The organism is Halorubrum alkaliphilum (assembly GCF_017873815.1).
Lineage (GTDB): Archaea > Halobacteriota > Halobacteria > Halobacteriales > Haloferacaceae > Halorubrum > Halorubrum alkaliphilum.
The window spans coordinates 37,894-56,005 of the sequence record NZ_JAGGKQ010000011.1 but is presented as its reverse complement, the minus strand read 5'-3'; the positions used below and the strand labels follow the sequence as shown (position 1 = coordinate 56,005).

The 18,112-nt window shown below is 65.7% G+C and carries 18 protein-coding genes and 1 tRNA gene; 9 read left to right on the top strand and 10 right to left on the bottom strand.

The window, feature by feature from the left end; all coding sequences use genetic code 11:
* Positions 1-205: 205 nt before the first annotated feature.
* The 3 genes from J2751_RS08690 to J2751_RS08680 are packed head-to-tail and all read right to left on the bottom strand — an operon-like array spanning position 206 to position 4,628.
* Complete coding sequence (locus J2751_RS08690) at positions 206-838, bottom strand: class I SAM-dependent methyltransferase (RefSeq protein WP_209485198.1); 633 nt, start codon at positions 836-838, stop codon at positions 206-208.
* A 26-nt stretch (positions 839-864) separates the two neighbouring features.
* Positions 865-2,943, bottom strand: a complete 2,079-nt coding sequence (locus J2751_RS08685) for a type II secretion system F family protein (protein ID WP_209485196.1) — start codon at positions 2,941-2,943, stop codon at positions 865-867.
* Entirely contained in the window at positions 2,940-4,628 is a 1,689-nt protein-coding gene (locus tag J2751_RS08680; protein ID WP_209485194.1) for a type II/IV secretion system ATPase subunit, read from the bottom strand. The genes J2751_RS08685 and J2751_RS08680 overlap by 4 nt, the downstream gene beginning before the upstream one ends.
* Before the next feature lie 116 nt (positions 4,629-4,744).
* On the opposite strand from J2751_RS08680, the gene J2751_RS08675 reads away from it, so the two are divergent.
* Positions 4,745-5,206 (top strand): DUF5793 family protein, encoded by a 462-nt coding sequence (locus J2751_RS08675; protein WP_209485192.1) that lies wholly within the window; start codon positions 4,745-4,747, stop codon positions 5,204-5,206.
* 335 nt (positions 5,207-5,541) lie between these two features.
* Here J2751_RS08675 and J2751_RS08670 read toward each other — a convergent pair whose 3' ends face one another.
* Together J2751_RS08670 and J2751_RS08665 are read right to left on the bottom strand one after the other, a co-directional pair.
* Positions 5,542-6,363, bottom strand: a complete 822-nt coding sequence (locus J2751_RS08670) for an SAM hydrolase/SAM-dependent halogenase family protein (protein WP_209485190.1) — start codon at positions 6,361-6,363, stop codon at positions 5,542-5,544.
* 16 nt (positions 6,364-6,379) lie between these two features.
* Entirely contained in the window at positions 6,380-6,904 is a 525-nt protein-coding gene (locus J2751_RS08665) for a nicotinamide-nucleotide adenylyltransferase (protein WP_209485188.1), read from the bottom strand.
* 169 nt (positions 6,905-7,073) lie between these two features.
* Here J2751_RS08665 and lonB point away from each other — a divergent pair, with 169 nt between their 5' ends.
* The 6 genes from lonB (at position 7,074) to J2751_RS08635 (ending at position 13,186) form a co-directional block, all read left to right on the top strand.
* A complete protein-coding gene (gene lonB / locus J2751_RS08660) occupies positions 7,074-9,449 on the top strand; it encodes an ATP-dependent protease LonB (RefSeq protein ID WP_209485186.1) in 2,376 nt (791 codons plus the stop codon).
* Between the two features lie 15 nt (positions 9,450-9,464).
* Positions 9,465-10,331, top strand: a complete 867-nt coding sequence (locus tag J2751_RS08655; protein ID WP_209485184.1) for a CPBP family intramembrane glutamic endopeptidase — start codon at positions 9,465-9,467, stop codon at positions 10,329-10,331.
* A gap of 40 nt (positions 10,332-10,371) precedes the next feature.
* Positions 10,372-11,154, top strand: coding sequence for a CBS domain-containing protein (locus J2751_RS08650; RefSeq protein ID WP_209485182.1), 783 nt, complete (start codon positions 10,372-10,374; stop codon positions 11,152-11,154).
* A gap of 88 nt (positions 11,155-11,242) precedes the next feature.
* Entirely contained in the window at positions 11,243-11,452 is a 210-nt protein-coding gene (locus J2751_RS08645) for a glycine zipper domain-containing protein (RefSeq protein ID WP_209485180.1), read from the top strand.
* 104 nt (positions 11,453-11,556) lie between these two features.
* Positions 11,557-12,555: an NOP5/NOP56 family protein gene (locus J2751_RS08640; protein WP_209485178.1), complete on the top strand. Its 999-nt coding sequence runs from the start codon at positions 11,557-11,559 to the stop codon at positions 12,553-12,555.
* Entirely contained in the window at positions 12,548-13,186 is a 639-nt protein-coding gene (locus J2751_RS08635; protein ID WP_209485176.1) for a fibrillarin-like rRNA/tRNA 2'-O-methyltransferase, read from the top strand. The genes J2751_RS08640 and J2751_RS08635 overlap by 8 nt, the downstream gene beginning before the upstream one ends.
* A 20-nt stretch (positions 13,187-13,206) precedes the next feature.
* On the opposite strand, the gene J2751_RS08630 is transcribed toward J2751_RS08635, so the two are convergent.
* The 3 genes from J2751_RS08630 to J2751_RS08620 form a co-directional block, all read right to left on the bottom strand.
* Entirely contained in the window at positions 13,207-13,419 is a 213-nt protein-coding gene (locus J2751_RS08630; RefSeq protein WP_209485174.1) for a helix-turn-helix transcriptional regulator, read from the bottom strand.
* Entirely contained in the window at positions 13,416-13,832 is a 417-nt protein-coding gene (locus tag J2751_RS08625; RefSeq protein ID WP_209485172.1) for a DUF2178 domain-containing protein, read from the bottom strand. Before J2751_RS08625 ends, J2751_RS08630 begins: the two co-directional genes overlap by 4 nt.
* 112 nt (positions 13,833-13,944) lie before the next feature.
* Positions 13,945-14,253 (bottom strand): transcription initiation factor IIB family protein, encoded by a 309-nt coding sequence (locus J2751_RS08620; RefSeq protein ID WP_209485170.1) that lies wholly within the window; start codon positions 14,251-14,253, stop codon positions 13,945-13,947.
* Between the two features lie 125 nt (positions 14,254-14,378).
* Here J2751_RS08620 and J2751_RS08615 point away from each other — a divergent pair, with 125 nt between their 5' ends.
* Both J2751_RS08615 and J2751_RS08610 read left to right on the top strand, forming a co-directional pair.
* Positions 14,379-15,077, top strand: coding sequence for an endonuclease III domain-containing protein (locus J2751_RS08615; protein ID WP_209485168.1), 699 nt, complete (start codon positions 14,379-14,381; stop codon positions 15,075-15,077).
* A gap of 76 nt (positions 15,078-15,153) precedes the next feature.
* A tRNA-Leu gene (locus tag J2751_RS08610) sits at positions 15,154-15,238 on the top strand.
* Positions 15,239-16,001: 763 nt separating this feature from the next.
* Here the strand turns inward: J2751_RS08610 and J2751_RS08605 are convergent.
* Together J2751_RS08605 and J2751_RS08600 are read right to left on the bottom strand one after the other, a co-directional pair.
* Complete coding sequence (locus J2751_RS08605) at positions 16,002-17,069, bottom strand: sugar ABC transporter permease (RefSeq protein ID WP_209485166.1); 1,068 nt, start codon at positions 17,067-17,069, stop codon at positions 16,002-16,004.
* Complete coding sequence (locus J2751_RS08600; protein WP_209485164.1) at positions 17,066-18,100, bottom strand: carbohydrate ABC transporter permease; 1,035 nt, start codon at positions 18,098-18,100, stop codon at positions 17,066-17,068. Before J2751_RS08600 ends, J2751_RS08605 begins: the two co-directional genes overlap by 4 nt.
* Positions 18,101-18,112 lie beyond the last annotated feature (12 nt).

Sequence of the window (18,112 nt, the reverse complement as noted above, 5' to 3'; positions counted from 1 at the left end):
CCTGGACACGACCGGCGAAAGGACGGTCCGTGGGTGAACGGCCGGTGGCGAAACGGTCGAACCGTCGGTGGCGAAACGGTCGAACCGTCGGTGGCGAAACGGTCGAACTATCGGTGGCGAAACGGTCGAACCGTCAGTGGCGAAACGGTCGAACCGTCGGTGGCGAAACGGTCGAACGGTGGAGCAGACGGACCACTACCCTCCGTTACCTTTGGTCGCTCCGGACCACGGCATAACAGTTCCCGCTGGAGACCTCGGCGTCGACGACCGCGAGGTCGCTTTCGGCGAGATCCGCTTCGAACTCCTCGGGCGCGTAGACGTGATAGTATCGCGGTACCGTCTCCCCGCCCGGCAGCGTCCAGTCGATGGTGGTGTCGAACCCCTCCGTCCGGTCGAATCGGTCGTGGGCGGTGCTCCACGCGCTCACCAGCCCGACCCCGCCCGGCCGCATGACCCGCGCCAACTCGTTCAGGCTCTCGACCCGCGCCGCCCGCGACGAGAGGTGGTGGAGCGTCGCGACGTACACGACGAGATCCATCGTCCCGGTTCGAACCGGCAACGCGGCCGCGTCCCCGTGGACGAACGTTGCCGCCTCCCCGAACCCCCGCTCCCGCGCTCGCGACGCCGCCTCGTCGAGGAGCGCCCGGCTGAGGTCGAGGCCGACCACCCGCGACGCGTGCTCGGCCAGTAGCTCCGTGTGCCGACCGTTTCCGCAGCCGATGTCGATAGCGCGCTCCCCCTCGCGGTCCGCGAGGAAGGACTCGACCTCCGGCCACGCGTACGCCCGAGTTTCGGAAAAATGTGCGGCGATCCGGTCGTACGTCGACTGGAGATCCATGTACGGGGCCTCAATCGCGACGACACTTATACCGAGCCCATGACCGCGAAGGCGACGAGCGTGAGGATCAACAGGATAGCGGCGTGTTTCGCGCCGTCGGCGACCGATCCCTCGCCGAGCTGGCCGGCGACGATCCCGGAACACAGCGCCTGTATAGCCGCCGCGTGGAAGAACACCTGCTCGTAGGCGAACGTGTCGATCTCGCCCAATCCGCCGGCGATCCCGCCGAGTCCGCCGCCGACTTCGGTCGACGTCCCCCCGGCCCCGGCAGTGGCCTCCTCGATCGCGGGGATGAAGGAGACGGAGAGGGCGGCGATGACGCCGAGAAACACCAGAAAGGAGACGTAGATAACGATCAGGTACGTCAACATTACCTGTCGACGCTCCCGGCGGAGTGCCCACGTCGCCCGCGCCTCGTCGGCGGCGATCCGTAACACGGGCGCGATGTCGCCGCTCGCGTGCATCGCGTTCGTGACCAACACGACCGCTCTCGATGTCATCGGCGACGCCACTCGACCGTCCAGACGATGGAGCGCCGACGTGGCGTCGGCACCCCAGTCCATGTCCACCCGGACGCGACGCACGTCCGCGGTCAGCGCCTCCAGGTCCGACCCGGCGACCCGACGGAGGCTGGAGACGACGGAGGTACCGGCCTCGTTGACGCTGGCGAGCCGGTCGAGGAAGTCCGGAATCGCGGACTCGATCCGTCGGATCCGCCGCTTCTTGACCTCGTAGACGAGCGCGTAGGCGGTGAGGACGAGCGCGCTTGCGGTGACGACGGCCGTCTCGACCTGCGCGGCGACCGCGGTCGGGGCCCCCCACGTGATCGGATGGACGGCCACGACCGTCCCAACGACCCCGAGCGGCACGGCGACGGCGAACACGGATCGTGGGGAGTCGACGACCTTCTCGACCGGCGACTCGACCCACTCGCGGACGGTTTCGAGCCGGTCGTAGGCGTCGAGCCGTTCCCGACTCGCCGCCCACCGGTCGGCGACGGACCCCCCGTCCGGGAGCTGTGTCTCGCCGGTCGAGTCCGGCGGGTCCGAGCGTGTGACGCTCTCCGTACCTCCGATCCCTTGGGTAATGCTGTCGACATAGACGACGAACCCGAACGTCGCGAGTGGCACGCCGAGATAGACCACGACGCGCAACAGCGGGAGGGTGTCGTCCAGGACGAGGCCGATCACGACGAGAATGGTGATGAAGAAGAGCGGGCCGGCCACAAGCGTCGTCACGTACGCCTCGGCGAACGTCGAGAGCAGTTCGAGGTACCGCTGCTGTTTCGCCTCCGCCTCCTCCTGATAGCGCTCGTACTGTCCCTCGAGGAAGGTCGACAGCGACTGTCCGGTACCGAGCACCGACGCGAGGTTCTCGGCGAACTCCGAGAGATCCTCGCTCGGGGTCCGCCGTGCGGTGTGTTGGAGCGCGGTCAACACGTCGGTACCGAAGGCGTTCATCTCCCGAACGGCGACGGACAGCTCGGTCGCGGCCTCGCCGTACACTGCCTCGTTCTCGGCGAGCGTGTCCATTACGCGCGGGAACGCCATCCCCGACCGCGAGAGCGCGTACACGAACGCGACCGTCCGGGGGAGCGTCGCGTCTATCTCCGCCGCTCGCGCGGTCGCCCGCTGTCCCAGCACCGCCCAGCGCCCGTAGTACGTTCCGACGGCGAGTGCTGACCCGACGGTGGCTGAGGAGATGAGAAGCAGCACGAACAGTTCGAGTAGCCCTACCTCGGTCAGTCGGGCGACCGCGGCCAGAAACGAGAGGGACCCGGGGAGAGCGTCGACGAGGGCCGCTTCGCCCACGTCCAGCGCCGTCAGGATCCCGCCGGCGAGGTACACGCCAATGACGCTGCCCGCGACGCCGAACACGGCCGAGTACAGGATGGTTCGTGCGGCGTACACCCGATGGGTCCCCCCGACGTGTGCGGCACGGAGGAGATCACGCTCTCGCTGTCTCCGGCCGTGTTCGGCGACGTACTCGCCGAAAAACGAGAGCGCGACCCGCGTAGCGAGAAGATCCGCGCGCGTAGAGACCCGTGGCAGGGCCAGCGCCACACAGGCCGCGACGGCGACGACGAGCGGAACGAAGACGATCATTCCGCGTCGCTCTCGCCGCTCACGTCGATATCGTCGCTCTCGTCGGTCACGTCTATTTCGCCGCTCTCGTCGCCCTCAGCACGCGTCTTGAGTCGATCCATCACGCGTCCGGGGTCGGCGTAGTACTCGTTGACGAGGGCCGTGAACCGGCGGTAGTCGGCCACGCCGAGCCGGCGACATAACTCGAGGAACCGCTCCCGGCGGCGAACCTCTCGGAGGAGTTCCGACCGCGACCAGCCCCGATCGTCGGCGATCTCCTCCAACAGCATCGAGTCGTTCCGGCGAAACTCGTCCTTGTCGGCACGCCACTCGAACGCCGAGGAGTAGTCGAGTTCGCCGGTCCGCTGGTCGATCCCGCCGATCTCGCCGATCGTTTTCGCACGGCGAACTCGCTCGTCGTTCGACCGAGTCAGGGTCTGGACGGAGAGCATGTCCAGCGACTGGACCATCGCGCGCGGGACGTTGATCGGCTCGTTCTCCAACCGGTTGATCACGGTCTCAATCGAGTCGGCGTGCATCGTCGAGAACGTGGTGTGTCCCGTGTTCATCGCCTGAAACAGCGTGATGGCCTCCTCACCGCGCACCTCGCCGACGATGATGTACTCGGGTCGGTGTCGTAGCGCGGAACGCAACAGGTCGTACATGTCGATATCGGTCCCCTCGTAGCGTCGCTCGCGGGTGACCGAGGAGAGCCAGTTGTCGTGGTACAAGGAGAGCTCACGGGTGTCCTCGATGGAGAGCACCTTCGCACGCGGCGGGATGAACATCGAAACGGCGTTCATCGAGGTAGTCTTCCCGGAGGCGGTGCCGCCCGCGAAGATGAGGCTCTTGTTGTGCTCGATACAGAGCCAGAAGTACGCCATCTGTTCGACCGAGAAGGTGCCGTACTCGATCAGGTCGATCGGCGTGAACGGCTCCTCGGCGTACTGCCGGATGGTGAACGCCGAGCCACGCGGGGTCACCTCCTCGCCGAGCGCGAGTTCGGCCCGGGAGCCGTCGGCGAGCGTCGTCTCGACCATCGGATCGCCGACCGAGATATGTCTGCCGGACTGCTGAGCGAGTCGGATAACGTAGTTGTCGAGCTCCTCCTTCGCGAAAGAGACGTTCGTCCGGACGTCCGTGTACTCGTCGTGATAGACGAAGATCGGGAGATCGTAGCCGTCACAGGAGACATCCTCGATGTGGCGATCGTTGAGGAGCGGATCGACCTTCCCGAACCCGCGGAAATCGCGGTAGAGGTAGTACGCGAGCGCGTGGAACGTACCCATCCCGACGTCGACGCCGTACCCCTCAAGCAGCGACTCCAACTCGGCTCGGAGGGTTGCCTCGTCGGTGTGGCCGGTTCCCTCCCGGTAGAGCAGCGGATCGCGGATGTCGTCGGCGACGCGGTCCAGCAGCGATCGCTCGAACCCGTCGAGATCCGGTTCGACGGTGTAGTACCGGTGTGCGCTCTCCGGATCGTGGTAGGTGATCACGACGTAGGCGTACGGGGCGTTCACCCAGTACCGGTCGATCTCGCGTTCCTCGGGGGGAATCGAAAAGGACGCAAGCGGGCCGTCCTCACCCGGGCGGAAGGGACGGACCTCGAGATCGGAGCCCTGAAGCATCTCCCACGTCCGTTCGAGGCGCTGTCGGAACGCGTCGATGCGCTCCTCCATCGCGCCCGTTCGTGTGTCCCCCGACATCGTGTCGTGTCCATGTACGAACGACCTCGGCTTAAATACCTTCCACCGATCGTCCGATCTGAGTCTGTCGCGCCCGTTACGTTGATACGGCCCGACCACTAACGACGATATAAGAGATGCGGCGTGACTACTTTGATCTGACGGTCGAGGGCGTCGGCGACGACGCCGACGGACCGACGACGCCCCTGGTCCGTATCGACTTCCACGGACCGGAGGGGCTGTTGCGGGACCGCCTCTCGGGTGCCGACGGCGACCTCCTCGAAGGAGAGAGCGTCGACGTCGCCTTCCGGCTCCAACAACCCCTCTCGGACGGTGCGAACGCCGAGGGCGTCGTGGGTGTAACGAACCGATACACCGGCGACTTCGTCCTCGAACTCAACGAGACCGCCGACGACGTCCTTCCGTTCATCCGTGCCGCCCGGGAGTCCGCCGACGGCGACGACGCGCGATTCCGGATCGAGATCGACATCGAGGGCGAGCGACTCGTCACCTACGATCAGGACACCTTCCTCGTGTACGACCGGGACGGTAACCTCCTCCGGAGCGAGAGCCTGATCCCCTCCGGCGTCGAGTTATAAGATCGACGTCCGGCTTCGGTCCGTCTTATATACTATTTAATGAGTGGCCGGGAGCGTACTGGTGATACTCGCCTACAAAACCCCACCTCGCACGGTACCGCACCTCGCACCTCCCCAGCCTCGACCGGCGGCGGCCGCGAAACCGCACCGCAGTGCGGCCGCCGCCGGTCTCCCTCGCGCACGCTTCTCGCGCGCGCCGACAGCAAGCCTTGGCCCGATCAGTGGGTGTCGTAGTCGATTTATAAGACTATATTCGACCCGATCCTGACCTCTTATAACTAGATCGCGAAGGTTGTATGAGCGATCCACTCCTACGGTCGCTCACCGCGTCCACCCTACTCGAACGAGAGCCGAACCGGATCGCCCGCGTCGACTCCGAACGCGTCCGTTCCTCGGCCGTCGTTGACGTCGCACTCGACGTGGCCGTGGCTGCCGACGGTCACGAGTCGGTCGCCCTGCGGGACCGACGCGAACGTCTCCACGAACGGAACGGGATCGCCACCGTTCACCCGAACCCGGTCGCCCGGCTCCACCGCCGCGACGGCGTCGGCGGGAACGTTCGTGATCGCGTTCCCGAAGTCGTCGACGACGAGGACCTCGCCGGCGACCGCGACGACCGCCTCTCCGTCGCGCTCGACGGTCGGCTCCGGGAAACGGCGGTCGACGTACTCGTCCGCCGGTGTCAGTGACGGGAGCGCGGCGAGGGCCTCCCGGTCGACGCCCGTCCCCGTCCACGCGTCCTCACGGATCCGGGCGGCCGCGGGCGCGAACACGTCTCGGCCGTGAAACGTCGCGCTCGTGGGGTCGTCGACCGCGATCTCGAACACTTCGAGCTCCTCCGAGTCCGCTCCCGTCGCCGCCGCGAGCGCCCGGGCCGGCGGTACCGCGAGCCCGTTGTCGGGGGCGACGACGGCGTGCTCGCCCGCGAGAACGACGATCGCGGCGCGGTCGGTGCCGACGCCGGGATCGACGACCGCACAGTGGACGGCCGGCGGGAACTCCGGGAGGACGAAGCGCAGCCAGAAGGCCGCCGCGTGCGGGTCGCCGCGCGGGAGGTCGTGGCTGGCGTCGATCAGCTCCGCGTCGCTCCGTCGACGAACGACGCCCTTCATCGCCGCCGGATACGGCGCCCCGAAGTCGGAAGCGAGCGTGATCATCGGTGGTCGCCCCGACTCACTCCCCCGTCTCCTCAATCGCGTCGGTCTCCGCGATCCGGCGGATCCGCTCGGCTCCGTCGATCTCACGGATGACGTCCGCGACGGTCTCGGGAACCAGATCGGCCCAGTCGCGACCGTGGATGATCCGCTCGCGGAGCTCGGCCCCTTCCAGCACCTCCCGCCGGAACATCGGGGAGCCCCGAACTTCCACGCCGGCCTCCTCGAACAGCCGGACGACGAGCGGATTGTTGGAGTACGCGACGTCGAACCGAGGCGTCATGCTCCGGACGTGGCTCACCCAGACGGAGTTCCGATCCAGATCCTCGATCGGCACGACGTACGTCGTGGCGTCGAGCTCCTCGACGGCCTTCGTCACCATCATCACGCGCTCGCCCGCGGTGAACGGGTTTCTCGTCGTGTGCGAGTCGCCGGCGGAGCCGATCCCCAAGACGAGCTCGTCGACCTCGTCGACGATCTCCTCGACCATGTGTCTGTGGCCGTCGTGAAACGGCTGGTACCGCCCGATGTAGAACCCCCGCATACCCGGGAGTAGCGGTGCCGCGGTTTATAAACACCGCGGGACCGGTTGAACGGCTCTTTGGCCCGGATACTGCCGATATCGTGTGTCTCGCACGCTGCGTCCGGAACATCCGCGGGGAGAAAGTATATCAGTAGCCGACCCTTCCACTTTGATAACGGATATCGATTCTATGAGCAACGAGAAGGACCCGAACGATCCGCCGGACGAGGACGCCCGAAATCCGGCAGAAAACGGAGACGGCGTGCCCCCCGACGAGGAGGACCCCCGCTCCGATCCCGACGTCGACGAGCAGTCCGTTCCGGACGGCGAGCGTCCGGACGAACCGCCGGCGAGTGCCGGTTCCGACTCGGATCCGGACCGTCCGGACCCGTCCGACGACGGCTTCCGTACTCCCGACGTGACCGTGGACGACGGCGAGGAGTCGGGAGACGACGTCGAGTGGGAGGAAAACGGAGAGTCGAGTGCGAACGGGAAGTCGAACGACGAGGACCCGTGGGACGACGGGATCGACATCGACGACGAGGTCGACATCGACGACGAGACCACGCCCGACGGCTCCGAGGACGGTATCGAGGGGCCTGTCGACGACGGCGGCATCGACGAACTCGGTAGCACGGTCGAGGTCGAAGGCGCGGAAGTCGAGGAGGACCCCGACGAGGACGACCTGCTCGGCGGCCTGAAGATCGACGACACCTCGGCGATCGAGATTCCCGACCGGCTGGTCGATCAGGTCATCGGGCAGGAGCACGCCCGCGATGTGATCATCAAGGCGGCCAAGCAGCGCCGCCACGTGATGATGATCGGCTCGCCGGGGACCGGGAAGTCGATGCTCGCGAAGGCGATGTCGGAGCTGCTCCCCAAAGAGGAGCTACAGGACGTTCTGGTCTATCACAACCCGGACGACGGCAACAAGCCGAAGGTTCGGACGGTGCCCGCGGGCAAAGGCGATCAGATCGTCGACGCCCACAAGGAGGAGGCGCGCAAGCGCAACCAGATGCGGTCGCTTCTGATGTGGATCATCGTCGCCGTCGTGTTGGCGTACGCGCTCATCATCGTCGGCCAGATCCTCATCGGCATCATCGCGGCCGGTGTCGTCTACCTCGTCTTCCGCTACTTGAACCGGGGCTCGGACGCGATGATCCCGAACCTGCTCGTGAACAACGGCGACACGAAGACCGCGCCGTTCCGCGACTCGACGGGTGCCCACGCCGGCGCGCTGCTCGGCGACGTCCGCCACGACCCGTTCCAGTCCGGCGGGATGGAGACGCCCAGCCACGACCGCGTCGAGGCGGGCGCGATCCACAAGGCGAACAAGGGCGTGTTGTTCATCGACGAGATCAACACGCTCGATGTCCGCTCCCAGCAGCACCTCATGACGGCGATCCAGGAGGGCGAGTTCTCCATCACCGGTCAGTCCGAGCGTTCCTCGGGCGCGATGGTCCAGACGGAGCCCGTCCCGACCGACTTCGTCATGATCGCGGCGGGGAACCTCGACGCGATGGAGAACATGCATCCGGCGCTCCGGAGCCGTATCAAGGGGTACGGATACGAGGTGTACATGGAGGACACGATCGAGGACACTCCCGACATGCGCCGGAAGTACGTGCGCTTCATCGCTCAGGAGGTCGCAAAGGACGGTCGGCTTCCGGAGTTCACCGCCGAGGCCGTCGAGGAGGTCATCCTCGAAGCCAAGCGTCGGTCCGGCCGGAAGGGCCAGCTCACGCTGGAGATGCGGAACCTCGGCGGCATGGTCCGGGTCGCGGGCGACATCGCCCGCGGCGAGGACGCCGAGTTGACCACTCGTGAGCACGTGCTCGCCGCGAAGGGGCGGTCGCGCTCCATCGAACAGCAGCTCGCCGACGACTTCATCGAGCGGCGCAAGGACTACGAGCTCCAGGTCTCCGACGGCTACGTCGTCGGCCGCGTCAACGGGCTCGCCGTGATGGGCGAGGACTCCGGGATCATGCTCCCGGTGATGGCCGAGGTCGCGCCCTCGCAGGGTCCCGGAGAAGTGATCGCCACCGGACAGCTCAAGGAGATGGCCCAGGAGTCCGTTTCGAACGTCTCCGCGATCATCAAGAAGTTCTCCGACGAGAACATCTCGGAGATGGACATCCACATCCAGTTCGTCCAAGCGGGCCAGCAGGGAGTCGACGGGGATAGCGCATCGATCACGGTCGCGACCGCCGTGATCAGCGCGTTGGAGAACGTCGGCGTCGATCAGAGCCTCGCAATGACCGGTTCGCTGTCGGTTCGCGGCGACGTGCTCCCGGTCGGCGGCGTCACCCACAAGATCGAGGCGGCGGCGAAGGCCGGCTGTACGCGGGTCATCATCCCTGCCGCCAACGAGCAGGACGTGATGATCGAGGACGAGTACGAGGAGATGGTGGAGATAATCCCCGTCTCACACATCAGTGAGGTGCTCGACATCGCCTTGGAGGGCGAAGCCGAGAAAGACTCGCTCGTCGCCCGTCTCAAATCGATCACCGGCTCGGCGCTGAAAGAGCAGGGGGTCTCGAAGCCCTCCAGTCCGAGCCCGCAGTAATCGCTCCCGCGACGAATGACCGACTGGGCGACGTTCGCGGTCGCGACCGTCGCTCTCACGCTTCTGTTGCTCTCTTTCACTCGCCGTTCCCAGCGGACGCTCGAACGGATCCGGATCGTCGACGACGCGAGCGACCTCGCGGGCGAGCCGGCCGACGCGTCCGCCGACGACGATGCCACTGCCGCCAGCGACGCGGCCCCCGACGCCGCCAGCGACGCGGCCCCCGACGCCGCTGCTCCCGCGGACACCGTCTCTCACGATCCGGATCGACGGTCAGAGCCGACCCTCACGACAACGCTTCTTCTGGCGAACCTGACGGTCTCACAGGGGGTCGCGCTGGGGGCTCTCGTCGCGGTCGCGTGGTGGACCGGCGTCCCCGCGTCGGCGTTCGGCCTCGACGTGGTGCCCGCCTCGTTCGTCCTCGGTTGGGGAGTCGCCGCCGGGGTCGCGCTTTACGCCGGCAACGAGGTCGCCGCGGCGCTCGGGACGCGCGTCGGCGCGACCGCGCCGGAACGGCTCCGCGAGGCGATGGCACCGACGGACGCGCGAGGGTGGGCCTTCCTGCTCGTCGTCGTCCTCCCCGTGATCGCCCTCTTCGAGGAGGCGCTGTTCCGGGGCGCGCTGATCGGCGCGTTCGCGGTCGGGTTCGAGATCGACCCGTGGCTCCTCGCGGTCGCGTCCTCAATCGCCTTCGGTCTCGGTCACGGCGCGCAGGGCCGGCTCGGCATCGCCGTCACCGGCGTTCTGGGGTTCGCGCTCGCAACGCTGTTCGTGTACACGGGCAGTCTTCTCGTCGTCGTCGTCGCCCACTACGTCGTCAACGCGCTGGAGTTCGTCGTTCGCGAGGGACTGGAGTACGAGCCCGCCGCGGCGCTCCGGTGACCCCCCAGATTTTAATGCGACCGACCTCGTACGTTATCCGATGACCGGAAAGCCGACGGTCGGCGAGTACATGACCCGTGACGTCGAGACTGTAACCCCCGACGACACCGTCTCGTCGGTCGCCGAACGAATGGTCGAAACGACGGGCCACAAGGGGTTCCCCGTCACCGATGGACGGACCGTTGAAGGGTTCGTGTCCGCCGGCGATCTGCTGCTCGCCGACGAGGACGCCCCGGTGTTCACCGTGATGTCCACCGACCTGATAGTCGCGCATCCCGAAATGAAGGTCACCGACGCCGCACGGGTCATTCTCCGATCCGGGATCCAGAAGCTCCCCGTCGTCGACGACGCCGACAACCTCGTCGGGATCATTTCCAACACGGACGTCGTTCGATCCCAGATCGAGCGCGCGACCCCCGGAAAGGTGGGGAAGCTCATGCGGACGCTCGAACAGATCCACGGCGTCGAGCTCACGGAGAGCCGCCGAGAGGTCGCGCTCGACGACCTGATCCCGACGCAGGCGCGGGTGTACGCCGATGAGCTGGAGGGGCGGCAGTACGAGCTGGAACGCGAACTCGCCGAGCCGCTCGTCGTCATCGACAACGGTGGCGTGCTCCACCTCGCCGACGGCCACCACCGCGTGATGGCCGCCCACGAGATGGGGGTCGAGTCGATGGACGCGTACGTGATCGTACCCGGGACGACGGTCGAACTCGGCATGGCGAAGACGGCCGAAAAGGAGGGGTTGGAAGCGATTACCGACATCGAGATCGTCGACTACGCCCGCCACCCGCTCGTCGAGACGACGAAACGGCTCCAGTGAGAGCCGCCAGCTACCGGCCCGCCACCGATACTCCCGCAGTACCACGACGGCAGACAGATTTTTGTAATCTGGGCGATATCTCTCGGATATGGGATCCAGAATCACTACGGCAGTATCGAGAGCGAAGTACGCGGCGGTCGGAGCGGCGGTCGGCGCAGCAGTCGGCGGGCTCGTGAGCCGGAACGCGGCGAGCACCGGCGGTGCGGTCGGCGGACTCGCGGGCGCAACGCTCGCCGAGGCCAAAACGGGTGCCGGCGGCGTCTTCGCGGACGTCCGAGCCGACCCGGCCGACGACTGACGCCGTCGGTCGGCCTCGCCCCGGTCCTCGTCCGCCCACCTCCCTCCCTCCCTTCGGACGACGCTTCGGGAACGTCTATACGACCGGACCGAGTAGCGTCGGTCATGACTGATCCCAACTCGGAACACGACGGCGCTTCCGACGCCGGCGTTCCCGCTGCCGCCGCTCCGATCGACCCCGGTGACGGCTGGTTCGCCGGTCTTCCGGCGGAGGACGTCGACGATTCCACCCAGCCGACCCACGCGCGAATCGTGGACGGAACGGCCGACGAGCCACGGGAGTGGCCGCGGCTCGCGGTCGCCTCCGGGTTCGCTGCCGACGAGGAGGACTACTACGACCGTCTCCACGCCGCAACGACCGGAGCGACCCGCGCGAGCGTTAGAGAGCGGGAACGCGCGGACGACCGACAGCTGATCCACGCCGTGCGGGCGAGAGATGACTGCGAGCGCGTCGCCAACGAGCTGTCCGAACGCGCCGCTGAGTGGTCCGGAAGCCTCTTTGACGACGTCGATCCCGGGATCGAGGGCGCGCGAGCGGTCGCCGGCCGGGAACCGTCGGGCGAGCTGGAGCGTCGAGCGATCGCCCTCTCCGAGCGCGTTGTCGGGCTCGCGGACGAGCGGGACGCGCTCGCGACGACCATCGATCGGCTCGCGCCCGCGGTCGCGCCCAACCTGACGGAGATGGCCGGTCCGGAGCTCGCGGCGCGGCTGATCGCGCTCGCCGGCGGGCTGGAGTCGCTGGCGAAGAAACCCTCCGGAACGGTTCAGGTACTCGGTGCGGAGGACGCGCTGTTCGCACACCTCTCCGGGCACGCGCCGTCGCCGAAACACGGGATCATCTACACCCACGAGTTCGTCCGCGGAACTCCCCCGGAGGAGCGCGGCTCGGCCGCGCGAGCGCTCGCGGGCAAGCTGACGCTCGCGGCTCGCGTCGACCACTACTCCGGCGAACGCCGGGAGTCGATCCACGCGGACCTCCGCGCCCGGATGGCGACGATCCGGGCGCGGTCGGGGTCGGACGGAAGCGACGAGGGCGGGAGCACTGGAGACGACGAGGGCAACGAAGCGGAGAACGGCACGAACGGGGGTGACACGGATGAGTGATCGCTCCCTGCCGGATGGCGTCGAACGGCACGAGTTCGAGGACGAGACGCGACTCGCGACCCGCGGCCCGCCGGTCTACGGCGAGCCCACGGACGGCGACTGGCGCGCGTGGGACCCCGAGCGTTCGAAGCTCGGTGGAATGTTTGAACTCGGGTTCGACACCGGATTGACGGGTGGCGAGACCGTACTGTACCTCGGCGCAGCGAGTGGGACGACCGTGAGCCACGTCGCCGACTTCGCCGGGCCGACGTATGCGGTGGAGTTTGCGCCGCGTCCGGCGCGGGACCTCGTCGAGGCCGCGGAGCCCCGGGACCGACTCTTTCCCCTCCTGAAGGACGCCCGGAAGCCGACGACGTACGCGCACGTGGTCGAGTCCGGCGTTGACGCGATCGTTCAGGATGTCGCGACCCGCGGACAGGCGGACGTGGCGGTGCGGAACGCACGGTTCCTCGCGGACGACGGCCGATTGGTGCTCGCGATCAAGGCGCGAAGCGAGGACTCCACCGCCGAGCCGGAGGCGGTGTTCGAGCGGTCGCTCGACCGGCTCCGGAACGCCTACGAGGTGCTCGAAACCGCGCGTCTCGATCGGTTCCACGAGGACCACCTCGGAGTCGTCGCGACGCCGAAGTGAGGCTACCCGGGATCGGACGCTCACTCCTCGTCGGCGGCTTCCGCGTCGGGATCGAATAGGTCCTCGATTCGGCAGTCGAAGTGGTCGGCAAGCGCGAACGCCAGATCGAGCGAGGGGTCGTAGCGTCCGCGCTCGATGGCGTTGATGCTCTGTCTGGTGACGCCGACCGCGGCGGCGAGGTCGGCCTGGCTCTCGCCGGTCTCGGCCCGTCGATCACGGACGTCGTTTCTCATGATCGCCGTCGAAGTACGGTGTAGACGACGGCGAAGACGACGTATATCGCGAACAGCGTCCACATCGCCCCATCGAAGGCGGCGGGCAGTTCGAGGATGCCACCCGCTTCTAAGGCGATCCCACCGGGAACACCGAGGACGAAGACGAACGCGAAGACGCCGAGCGTGTAGTCGCTCGCCTTCCGTTCGATGGCGGTGTCGCGTTCGTCGTACAGCGTCACAGAGCTGAGCTGCCAGACGGCTATCATTCCGAAGAAGCCGCCCCAATAGAGAAGAACGCCGACGAGGAACCGATCGAGATACATCCCGGTCCACAGCGCGAGAATTCCCCCGAGGAGGAGACCGTACATCAGTTGCTTGTAGCGTTTCCGCCTGGAGAGCCGTTTCGTTGCGGAGATTTCGTGTTCGTTCATGACGTGTAAAGCGTCCGTTCCGTAAAGTACGCTTTACAGTAAAGGAAACTTTACAATTATATATAAATCTGTTGGTGAGTTACCTGTTCTGTGTGGCAGCGTCCCGAGCCGATTACCACGTCGGCGGAGAGAAGCCGGCCTCCTCCAAAAGGGATTTCCAGCGCGTCTGTACGGAGAGTCGAGAGACATCCATCGCGTCAGCGACGGCGGACTGCGAGCGCTCTTGCCCGCGAATCAGGGCGGCGGCGTAGAGGCTTGCGGCGGCGGTTGCGGCCTTCGACCGGTCGGCGTCCGGGATGCCCGAGAGAAACACATCGGTCGCGGTCGAGCAGACCTCATCGTCGAGGCCGAGCTCCGCACACGCGGCTTCGAGCCGGGAGATCCACTCCTCGTTGTCGACGCGATCACTGGCTCGATACACACCCCTTCGTATTCCCTGACAGTATATAAATAGCGGCGTCGGCGTGGCTGTGTCTCCGTGGAGTGGACGCCGCACCGCCGCTCCACAGCCGCCGCCCTCAAGTCGCTCTCACACGTAGTAATGGTATGTCGACGCAGACGTGGAACGAGACGCGCGTTCGCGAGCTTCACGATGATCTCGTGTTCTTATACGATCCCGTCGATCGGGTGGCAGAACACGGCGCGGACCCGACCGCTGACCCGGGTGAGGGGGTCCGACAACTGGTGACGACGATCCTCTCACAAAACGTCGCTGACGAGAATACTCGGCGGGCGTCGGAGGCGCTGTTCGACCGGTACGACGACTTCGCGGCGATTGAGGCCGCCGATCACGACGAACTAAAAGAGACGATCCGTGTGGCCGGACTCCCCGACCAGAAAGCCGCTCGTATCCAGCGTGCGCTGACCGCGATCCGAGAGGAGACTGGCGGCGCGTACTCGCTGGCGTTTCTCGACGCGATGGCGACTAACGATGCCAAAGCGTGGTTGACGGATATCAAAGGCGTCGGGCCGAAAACCGCAAGCGTTGTGTTGAATTTTCACTTTGGAAAGCCGACGATGGCGGTCGATACTCACGTCGAGCGTGTCTCGAAGCGGTTTGGACTCGTTCCCGAATCGGCCTCTAATGGCCGCGCTCACGAGGTGTTAGACGAGCAGATCCCGGACGAACTGATCTATCCACTTCACGTCTTATTGATCCGCCACGGACGCGAACACTGCTCCGCACGAGGCGCGAACTGTGATAATCCAGTGTGTGAAAAGTACTGTAACTGTGAGTACTGCTAACCCGCCTGTCACGGGGCTTTTTCGTCCGCCCGCGGTTCGTTAGGTTCTTGAATCGCTTCCGTGTACGGTGTGTTGCGCGCGGGTTGCCGAGCCAGGCCAAAGGCGTAGCGCTTAGGACGCTATCCCGTAGGGGTCCGCCGGTTCGAATCCGGTCCCGCGCATTTTGCGGCGAACAATCCGTGAGCCGCAAATGCGCGCAGGATTCGTATCCTGTGAGACGCAGCGCGAACAAAGCGAGCGAAGAGCAAACCACGATCGATGTCGGGAGTGAGTGTCTCACATCGGTGGTGGCAGGATCGTATTTAAACAGACTGTAAGCGACAGCGACGATCGCTTATAAATGGACGATGCTGTGGCGCGCCCCGGTTCGCGCCCTTGAAAGGGCGCGAACCGACGGCGCGAGGGAGCCCGGAACGGCGCTTGCGAGCACCGTTCCGGCGAGGTTGGGGAGGCGTGAGGTGCGGGTGCTGTGCGGTGCGGGGTGGGACTCAAAGGGGCAGCCTGCTCCGGGAAGACGGGCGTTCACGAGAGCGGCGCTCTCGTGAGCCGATCAGAACGCGGAGCGTTCTGATGACGACGCAAGCACTGAAACGGGCGAGCATAGCGAGCCCGTTTGAGCGCGCAGCGAGCCCCTCGACCGGAGCAGGCTGGGGCTTTGGAAGTCTTCACCGACGATTCGTCGCTAACCGTTTATAAATGGACAGCTGGAGATATGGAAGCGGTCACCACAGCACCACCCATATATAAATCGCCGCCAGCAACACCACTAACCCACTTATAAACAACTACCAAACCGTATTGCGAGACTTACTCCCGCCGTCGCTCACGCTCGCCTCGGTACTAACCGGGAACGGATCCGAGCGCCTCACCCGGTGTGGATCGCCGCGGATCGGTTATAAAAACGGCTGCCGGGAGGGTGTTGTGTTACCCTTCCATCCCGCCGAAAGACAGGCCGCTTTCGACCGACCGCTGGGCCATGAAGTAGACAATCGCGACCGGGAGCGCAAACAGGTTCGCGAACGCCGCGAAGCGCGTCCACGGGGTCTGGAACCGACCCTCTGTCGCGAGGTTGTACAGCTCGACCGAGAGCGGATAGTTCTCGGGGCTGAGCAGTGTTTGCGCGATGATGAACTCGTTCCAGCCGGCGAGCCAGACGAAGATGAGGATGACTGCCAATCCCGGCTTCGTCAGCGGGATGATGATCTCCCGGATCGTCTGGAGGAAGCTCGCGCCGTCGACCATCGCCGCCTCCTCGTAGGAGACGGGGATGTTGTCCATGTACGTCTTCAACAGCCAGGTGTTGAACGGGATCGCGCCGGCAGCGTAGAACAGTCCAAGAATGAACAGGTTGTTCGTCACTCCGTACGCGCTAAACAGCGAGTAGAGCGCGACAAGCGTTGCGATCGACAGTCCGGCACCGATCTGCGTGAACAGCACGTATCCGTAGAGGATTCGCTTACGCGCGATGAAGCTCCGGCGCGAGAACGCGTACGCTCCCGGAACGATCATCGCGAAGCCGGCGACGATGGTCACCGACACGAGATAGAGGCTGTTAAACAGCGCGCCGGGGCCGGTGTCGGTACCGATCCAGTCGATACTGAGCGGGACCAGCCCGCCACCGCCGATGAGAAGCTGTGGGTATCCCCAGTCGCCGTCGACAAAGAAGAAGTCGGACTCGAAGATAACCCACCGGTAGGCGTCGAGGTTGTACGTCGCCGGGTCGGGGAAAATACCCCCAGTGTTGAACAGCCGGGTGCCCTCCGCGAACGACGCCGCCGTGATCCAGTACAACGGGAACAACAGCACGAGCAGCATCGTAACGCCGAGTGTCGTCATGAAGACGCTCTTTCCAACGTCGAATACGGTCCGTTCACCGGTCCGTACGTCGTGGACGGCCCGCTGGATCATGACGACGAACCGCTTGGGAGCCGTCACGAAGTGGACGAGCTTGGAAACGAGCAGCGCCGCCGCCCCGCGAAGCGCGTCGATCATTCGTCCACCCCCTCGGCGAGACGGCCCCACCGGACGGCGACGTACATGAACAGCCCGATGAACGCGATGGCAACGATCAGGATTGCTGCCGACAGGCCGAACTCGTTGAAGCTGATCGCCTCACGGTAGCCGTAGACGATGATCAGTTCGTTCTGTCGTGCGGGTCCCCCCTGATTGAACACCCATGGGATGAGGAACTGCTGGAACGAGGTTGCGCCCGTGAGAATCGCCGCGAACAGCACCGGTCGCTTTATGGCCGGGAGCGTCACCGTCCGGAACCGTTGGAGGTAGCCGGCGCCGTCCACCATGGCTGCCTCGTGGAGCTCTCGCGGAACGTCCTGGAGTGCGCTCACGATGATGATCACCATAAACGGGTACGCCAGCCAGACTTCGGTGGTGACGTACGCGAAAAACGCCGACCAGCGACCGCTGAGGAAGCCGACCGGGAGCTCGACGAGCAGAAACGTCGGGACCGCCACCGCGGTGAAAAAGACGGCGACGTCGACGAGGCCGAACAGGCCGGTAATCGCGGTGTTGTAGTAGTCGAGCATCACGTTGAACACGCCGAACCGTGCGTCGCTGAACATTCCGCGCCACACCGTGATCGTGAAGATCGCGGGGAAGCCAAGCGGAACGATCGCCGCCGCGCGCATGTAGCGCTTGCCGGCGACACGCGCGTGATTTAATAACAGTGCGATGCCGACGGCGACGAACACCTTGATCACCAGCGAGACGGCGACGAACGCCCACGTGATCGACATCGATGTCCAGAACTGCGAGTCGGTCAGGAGCTGTACGTAGTTGTCGAGCCCGATCAGCTCGGCTCCGCCCCCGATCACGGAGCCGGCGAAGGTCGCGTCGGTCAACGAGATATAAAACAGGTAGAAGATCGGGTAGAGCATGAACGCCGAGAACAACACCACGCCGGGAATCACCAACAGGATCCCCCAGTCGCGTCTGGTGAAGGGGAGTGCGGCGGCGATCCGCGACAGCGGGCTGGAACTCGACCCGGTTCCGGTTGAGGTGGCCATGATAGATGATAT

Excerpts from the sequence above, each read along its gene's own strand:
- J2751_RS08690 (WP_209485198.1), bottom strand. The coding sequence starts at position 838 with ATGGATCTCCAGTCGACGTACGACCGGATCGCCGCACATTTTTCCGAA.
- J2751_RS08685 (WP_209485196.1), bottom strand. The coding sequence starts at position 2,943 with ATGATCGTCTTCGTTCCGCTCGTCGTCGCCGTCGCGGCCTGTGTGGCG.
- J2751_RS08680 (WP_209485194.1), bottom strand. The coding sequence starts at position 4,628 with ATGTCGGGGGACACACGAACGGGCGCGATGGAGGAGCGCATCGACGCG.
- J2751_RS08675 (WP_209485192.1), top strand. The coding sequence starts at position 4,745 with ATGCGGCGTGACTACTTTGATCTGACGGTCGAGGGCGTCGGCGACGAC.
- J2751_RS08670 (WP_209485190.1), bottom strand. The coding sequence starts at position 6,363 with ATGATCACGCTCGCTTCCGACTTCGGGGCGCCGTATCCGGCGGCGATG.
- J2751_RS08665 (WP_209485188.1), bottom strand. The coding sequence starts at position 6,904 with ATGCGGGGGTTCTACATCGGGCGGTACCAGCCGTTTCACGACGGCCAC.
- lonB (WP_209485186.1), top strand. The coding sequence starts at position 7,074 with ATGAGCAACGAGAAGGACCCGAACGATCCGCCGGACGAGGACGCCCGA.
- J2751_RS08655 (WP_209485184.1), top strand. The coding sequence starts at position 9,465 with ATGACCGACTGGGCGACGTTCGCGGTCGCGACCGTCGCTCTCACGCTT.
- J2751_RS08650 (WP_209485182.1), top strand. The coding sequence starts at position 10,372 with ATGACCGGAAAGCCGACGGTCGGCGAGTACATGACCCGTGACGTCGAG.
- J2751_RS08645 (WP_209485180.1), top strand. The coding sequence starts at position 11,243 with ATGGGATCCAGAATCACTACGGCAGTATCGAGAGCGAAGTACGCGGCG.
- J2751_RS08640 (WP_209485178.1), top strand. The coding sequence starts at position 11,557 with ATGACTGATCCCAACTCGGAACACGACGGCGCTTCCGACGCCGGCGTT.
- J2751_RS08635 (WP_209485176.1), top strand. The coding sequence starts at position 12,548 with ATGAGTGATCGCTCCCTGCCGGATGGCGTCGAACGGCACGAGTTCGAG.
- J2751_RS08630 (WP_209485174.1), bottom strand. The coding sequence starts at position 13,419 with ATGAGAAACGACGTCCGTGATCGACGGGCCGAGACCGGCGAGAGCCAG.
- J2751_RS08625 (WP_209485172.1), bottom strand. The coding sequence starts at position 13,832 with ATGAACGAACACGAAATCTCCGCAACGAAACGGCTCTCCAGGCGGAAA.
- J2751_RS08615 (WP_209485168.1), top strand. The coding sequence starts at position 14,379 with ATGTCGACGCAGACGTGGAACGAGACGCGCGTTCGCGAGCTTCACGAT.
- J2751_RS08605 (WP_209485166.1), bottom strand. The coding sequence starts at position 17,069 with ATGATCGACGCGCTTCGCGGGGCGGCGGCGCTGCTCGTTTCCAAGCTC.
- J2751_RS08600 (WP_209485164.1), bottom strand. The coding sequence starts at position 18,100 with ATGGCCACCTCAACCGGAACCGGGTCGAGTTCCAGCCCGCTGTCGCGG.